5 protein-coding genes are annotated in these 6,290 nt (G+C 59.1%); 4 read left to right on the plus strand and 1 reads right to left on the minus strand.

All coding sequences use genetic code 11. The features are described from left to right. Positions 1 to 425 precede the first annotated feature (425 nt). Positions 426 to 602, minus strand: coding sequence for a hypothetical protein (locus AB5Y51_RS07915; RefSeq protein WP_102983722.1), 177 nt, complete (start codon positions 600 to 602; stop codon positions 426 to 428). A 746-nt stretch (positions 603 to 1,348) separates the two neighbouring features. Between AB5Y51_RS07915 and arcA the strand changes: the two genes are divergently transcribed. From arcA to AB5Y51_RS07935, 4 genes are all read left to right on the plus strand, one after another. Next, positions 1,349 to 2,569 carry an arginine deiminase gene (gene arcA / locus AB5Y51_RS07920; protein ID WP_010676011.1) on the plus strand — a complete coding sequence of 407 codons (1,221 nt, stop codon included), beginning with the start codon at positions 1,349 to 1,351 and terminating at the stop codon, positions 2,567 to 2,569. A 62-nt stretch (positions 2,570 to 2,631) separates the two neighbouring features. Further along, positions 2,632 to 3,558, plus strand: coding sequence for a carbamate kinase (locus AB5Y51_RS07925; RefSeq protein ID WP_223955928.1), 927 nt, complete (start codon positions 2,632 to 2,634; stop codon positions 3,556 to 3,558). Between the two features lie 78 nt (positions 3,559 to 3,636). Beyond that, positions 3,637 to 4,641: an ornithine carbamoyltransferase gene (argF, locus tag AB5Y51_RS07930; protein WP_010676009.1), complete on the plus strand. Its 1,005-nt coding sequence runs from the start codon at positions 3,637 to 3,639 to the stop codon at positions 4,639 to 4,641. A gap of 121 nt (positions 4,642 to 4,762) precedes the next feature. Continuing rightward, the gene (locus AB5Y51_RS07935) at positions 4,763 to 6,169 is read left to right on the plus strand and encodes a YfcC family protein (protein ID WP_010676008.1); all 1,407 of its coding nucleotides are present in this window, start codon (positions 4,763 to 4,765) and stop codon (positions 6,167 to 6,169) included. The last annotated feature ends 121 nt before the right edge of the window (positions 6,170 to 6,290 follow it).

Consider the following 6,290-nt stretch of genomic DNA (forward strand, 5'->3'; position numbering starts at 1 on the left):
TGGCAGCCAGTCTTCCTGACCGACTTCATTGCGTCCGTGCAGGAGTAACTATAAGGATTTCGCGCAGGGCGACAATGACATGCTGAAAAACGTTTTATTCAAACTGGTTTCCCGCGAAAGGATAATGAAGTTATCTTTTTTAAAATCATGGTTTTAATGATCTTTCATGCTGTTTTTTCACGCGCATCTTCCGACTATGGCGAGAATTTTGTTGGCACTTTGCTTACGCAGTCGATGGCGAATGTCTCACAAGGCGTTTAACTGCGGTTCAGAATCCGGGGAGACCGGTCAGTGTCGATCGCAGATGAGGGTGGAGGAGGGCAACGGGCATGATGCAGGTGGAGTGGTCCGGATCCCATTCAGGAGATAAAGGAGGGAAAGCGGGGGTGACCCAAGAGGAGATCGCCTCCCCTTGGGCGAGAGGGTCAGGGGTGCTGGCTGCCACCGTACCATTGGCATAGGTAGGCGGGTACCAGCATCTGGGGTGCCTGGTCAACGTGACAGACCACCAGCGGCATGGCGGGGGCTCCCTGGGCATGCACCAGGGCCGGTGTCATGGGCAGGACCAGGGCGACGAACAGAAACAGCGACGGGATCTTCATGGTTATCTCCTTGGTGACGGGAACGAATGTGACAAGCATCACTTTTTGAGTTAAGGCGAACCCGAAATCGGCGCAAGGTGACTGAAAAAATTCAACTAATGAAAAAACTTTGAATCCCGGTTGCACTCCGGTCGGTGAAAAAGCCGCCATCAGGATGCGTGCAAAATGCATATCCATATAAAAGAGATAGTGCACACGACTTGGCGATGAGGCTCGCCATCTGGCCCGGACGGGCCGCCATGATCTGGGACAAGAGATGGATTATTCAGCGATAAAGGAGCAGGTGATTATTTATGTGAGAGCAAACGGGATGATAAGCGAGGATAAATTCAAAGGTGGGTGAACTTTATTCAAAAAATGAGCGTTTTGATTTTAATACATTGATTTATTTGATGTTTTTTATTGGTGGCTATCCATTTGTGGATACCATAGATGAATGAAATTGCGCTCTTTTTGGAATATATTGGGGCTTTATTGCGTATTTATGCCGGATGGAGGGTGAGGGAAATGTCAGATATGTAAACTCCATCATAAATTAACTTCTGAATTTATGCAGTCTCGGGTGAATGTGATCAATGTCCAAGTTTGGTGGAGTTGCCAGACCTAATCTCTGCGTCGAAAGGCAAGGGCAGGATAGAACACAAGCCGAGTACCCTACATAAAGAATATCCCGCCTTAGCCACGAGCCTGAATAGAAGGAATCTATTCAATCACTCGCAGGGACCACTGCTAGACGGAATATCATCATGAGCAAATTTTATGTGGGTTCTGAAGTTGGCCAGTTGCGCCGTGTCATGTTGCACCGCCCCAACCTCAGTCTGAAGCGTCTGACCCCTTCCAACTGCCAGGATCTGCTGTTTGACGACGTCCTGTCTGTGGAACGTGCCGGTCAGGAGCACGACAAATTCGCTCAGGTACTGCGCGATCAGAATGTCGAAGTCTTCCTCCTGACCAATCTGCTGGCGGAAACCCTGGACGTGCCGGAAGCCAAAGCCTGGCTGCTGCAACACCAGGTATCCGACTATCGCCTCGGCACTGCCCTGGCCAACGACGTGCGCTGCTTCCTGGCGGACATGCCTCACCGCGAGCTGGCCCGCATCCTCTCCGGCGGCCTCACCTACTCCGAGATGCCCTACAGCGGCGTCAACATGGTGGTCGGCATGCATGCCCCGACCGATTTCATCATCGAACCGCTGCCCAACCACCTCTTCACCCGCGACACCTCCTGCTGGGTCTATGGCGGCGTCTCCATCAACCCCATGGCCAAGGCCGCCCGTCGTCGCGAGACCAACCACGTGAAGGCCATCTACCGCTGGCACCCGCAGTTTGCCGGTCAGGAGTTCATCAAGTACTTCGGTGACGAGGAGCGCGACTACGACAACTCCACCATCGAAGGGGGCGACGTTCTGGTCATCGGCCGTGGCGCCGTGCTCATCGGCATGTCCGAGCGCACCACGCCGCAAGGGGTGGAGCATCTGGCCCGCAGCCTGTTCAAGCACGGTCAGGCCAAGCAGGTCATCGCCATGGAGCTGCCGAAACACCGTAGCTGCATGCACCTCGACACCGTCATGACCCACATGGATGTCGACACCTTCTCCGTCTATCCGGAAGTCATCCGCAAGGATGTGAACTGCTGGAGCCTGACCCCGGGCGGTGCCACCGGGATGAACATCAAGGAAGAGGGTTACTTCGTGACCGCCATCGAGAAGGCGCTGGGGGTGGATCAGCTCAGGCTCATCACCACTGGCGGCGACAGCTTCGAGGCCGAGCGGGAGCAGTGGAACGACGCCAACAACGTGCTGACCGTGCGCCCCGGCGTGGTGGTGGGTTACGAGCGCAACACCTACACCAACGAGAAGTACGACAAGGCCGGCATCACTGTGCTGCCCATCCCGGGTGAAGAGCTGGGACGTGGTCGCGGCGGCGCCCGCTGCATGAGCTGCCCGATGGAACGTGACGGCATCTGACAAGACGGCGTGGCGCTGGCAGAGGCTGGCGCCACACACACCCGAATTCGAGAGTAACACCCATGAAAAAACCAACTGTCGTCGTCGCCCTGGGGGGCAATGCCCTGCTCCGCCGCGGTGAACCTCTGGAAGCCGACATCCAGCGCAAGAACATCGCCACCGCCGCCAAGACCATCGCCCGCATCGCCGAGGATTACAACGTGGTGCTGGTGCACGGCAACGGCCCGCAAGTCGGCCTGCTGGCCCTGCAGAACAGCGCCTACACCAAGGTCTCCCCCTATCCCCTGGATGTGCTGGGTGCCGAGTCTCAGGGCATGATCGGCTACATGCTGATCCAGGAGTTGAAGAACCTGATGCCGAGCCGCAACGTCACCGCGCTGCTGACCCAGGTGCAGGTCGATCCCAAGGATCCGGCGTTTGCCAACCCGACCAAGTTTATCGGCCCGGTTTATGAAGAAGTGGAGGCCCGCGCCCTGGCTGCCGAGAAGCAGTGGTCGGTCAAGGCAGACGGCAAGTTCTTCCGCCGCGTGGTGCCGTCCCCGCTGCCCCAGCGCATCGTCGAAGGCGACGCCATCGAAACCCTGATCGCCCAGGGTCACCTCATCATCTGTACCGGTGGTGGTGGCATCCCGGTGACCTGGGATGGCCAGAGCCTGACCGGCATCGAGGCCGTCATCGACAAGGACATGTCTGCCGCCTACCTGGCCAAGCAGATCAAGGCCGACGCCCTGCTGATCCTGACCGATGCCGATGCAGTGTATCTGGACTGGGGCAAACCGACCCAGCGTCCGCTGCGGGTCACCAGCCCGGATGAGCTGGCTGGCGTCAAGTTCGATGCCGGCTCCATGGGGCCCAAGGTCGAAGCCTCCTGTGAATTCGTCAAGGCGACCGGCGGCATGGTCGGCATCGGCGCCCTGGAAGATGGCCTCGCCATCCTCAAGGGGGAAGCCGGCACCAACATCGTCGCCACCAATACCGTCAATGCCTGAGCCAAGGCTCTGGTCTGAACAACTGCGTAGTCAATGACACTGCCAAATTGGTCTGAACAAATATAGAGAGAACTCATCATGGCTTTTAATCTGCGTAACCGTAACTTCCTGAAACTGCTGGACTTCACCCCTCGCGAAATCCAATACATGATCGATCTGGCCATCGACCTGAAGAAAGCCAAATACGGTGGCTATGAGCGCAAGCATCTGGTCGGCAAGAACATTGCCCTGATCTTCGAGAAGACCTCCACCCGCACCCGCTGTGCGTTCGAAGTGGCGGCCTTCGACCAGGGCGCCCAGGTCTCCTACCTCGGCCCGAGCGGTTCCCAAATCGGTCACAAGGAGTCCATGAAGGACACCGCCCGGGTGCTGGGCCGCATGTATGACGGCATCGAATACCGCGGCTACGGCCAGGAGATCGTCGAAGAGCTGGGGGCCCACGCCGGTGTGCCGGTCTGGAACGGCCTGACCAACGAATTCCACCCGACCCAGATCCTGGCGGACTTCATGACCATGCTGGAGCACGGCAAGGGCAAACGTCTGGATCAGATCAAGTTCGCCTACCTGGGTGACGCCCGCAACAACATGGGCAACTCCCTGATGGTGGGTGCCGCCAAGATGGGCATGGACATCCGCCTGGTGGCGCCGAAAGCCTTCTGGCCGGAAGAGGAGCTGGTTGCCACCTGCCGCCTCATCGCCGAAGAGACCGGTGCGCGCATCCACCTGACCGAAGACGTGAAAGAGGGTGTGCTGGGTGCCGACTTCCTCTACACCGACGTCTGGGTCTCCATGGGTGAAGCGAAGGAAGCCTGGGATCAACGGGTGAAGCTGATGACCCCGTATCAGGTCAACATGGACGTCATCAACGCGACCAAGAACCCGGATGTGAAGTTCATGCACTGCCTGCCGGCGTTCCACAACGACGAGACCACCATGGGCAAGGAAGTGGCCGACAAATATGGCATGAAGGGCCTGGAAGTGACCGAGGACGTGTTCGAATCCGAGCACAGCATCGTGTTCGACGAGGCGGAAAACCGGATGCACACCATCAAGGCAGTGATGGTGGCTACGCTGGGCGACTGACGTCGTCAGTGGTGCCGGGGGGTGACCCCCGGCTTTTCAACCATGTGACAGCGGCATAATACCTCCAACCCTACGACCCGCAGCCTGCATGGATACCACACCCACAGAAGGAAGCTGGACCATGACCAAATTCAAGTTCCCGTCAGCCTACACAATACTGTTTGTGCTGATCGCCCTGGTGGCCGCCCTGAGCTGGATAGTGCCGGCCGGCAAATACGAGATGACCATGAACGAGGCCCTCGGCAAGGAAGTGCCGGTGGCCGGTACCTACAAACTGGTGGATGCCAATCCCCAGGGGATCGTCGACGTGCTGCTGGCACCTATCGACGGTCTCTACAACCACGACACCTATGAGGCTGGCGCCATCGACGTCTCCCTCTTCATCCTGATCATCGGTGGCTTCCTTGGCATCGTGACCAAGACAGGTGCCATCGATGCAGGTATCGAGCGCGTCACCGATCGCCTGCGTGGCCGTGAAGAGTGGATGATCCCGATCCTGATGGCGCTGTTCGCCGCAGGGGGCACCATCTACGGCATGGCGGAAGAGTCCCTGCCGTTCTACACCCTGCTGGTGCCGGTGATGATGGCCGCCCGCTTCGACCCCGTGGTCGCTGCCGCGACCGTGCTGCTGGGGGCCGGTATCGGTACCCTGGGCTCCACCATCAACCCGTTCGCCACCGTGATCGCCGCCAACGCGGCCGGCATCTCCTTCACCGACGGCATCTGGCTGCGGGTCGCCATGCTGGTGGCCGGCTGGCTGATCTGCGTGGCCTATGTGATGCGTTACGCCAAGATGGTGCGAAGCGATCCCAGCAAGTCCCTGGTGGCCGACAAGTGGGAAGAGAACCGAGCCCACTTCCTCGGCAACAAGAGCGACCAGATGCTGGAGTTCACCACCACCCGCAAGATCGTGCTGGGTATCTTCGTCGCCGCCTTTGCCGTGATGATCTACGGGGTGGCCGTGCTGGGCTGGTGGATGGCGCAGATCTCCGGCGTGTTCCTGGCTGCCGCCATCATCGTCGGCGTCATCTCCCGCATGAGCGAAGAAGAGCTGACCTCCAACTTCATCGACGGTGCACGCGATCTGCTCGGCGTGGCCCTCATCATCGGTATCGCCCGCGGTATCGTGGTGGTGATGGATAACGGCATGATCACCCACACCATTTTGCACAGTGCAGAGGGGATCGTGACCGGCCTCTCCACCATCGTCTTCATCAACGTGATGTTCGTGCTGGAAGTGGTGCTCTCCTTCCTGGTGCCCTCTTCCTCCGGTCTGGCGGTGCTGACCATGCCGATCATGGCGCCGCTCGCCGACTTCGCCAACGTGGGCCGCGAGCTGGTGGTCACCGCCTACCAGTCCGCCTCCGGCCTGGTGAACCTGGTGACCCCGACTTCCGCCGTGGTCATGGGGGGGCTGGCCATTGCCAAGGTGCCCTATGTGCGCTGGCTGAAGTGGGTGGCCCCGCTGCTCGGCATGCTGACTGTGCTGATCGTGCTCTGCCTGAGCCTGGGCGCCGTGCTGGCATGAATGCCGACAGACATAGGGACAACAACGGGAGCCTGGGGCTCCCGTTTTTTATGGCTGGCAAGGTGGGGCGCCCGGGCTCTCCCGTGGCCTGGCTCCTTGCCGCGCGGGCACCAAAAAGGCG

The organism is Aeromonas sp. R7-1, from assembly GCF_040908115.1.
GTDB classification, from domain to species: domain Bacteria; phylum Pseudomonadota; class Gammaproteobacteria; order Enterobacterales; family Aeromonadaceae; genus Aeromonas; species Aeromonas caviae.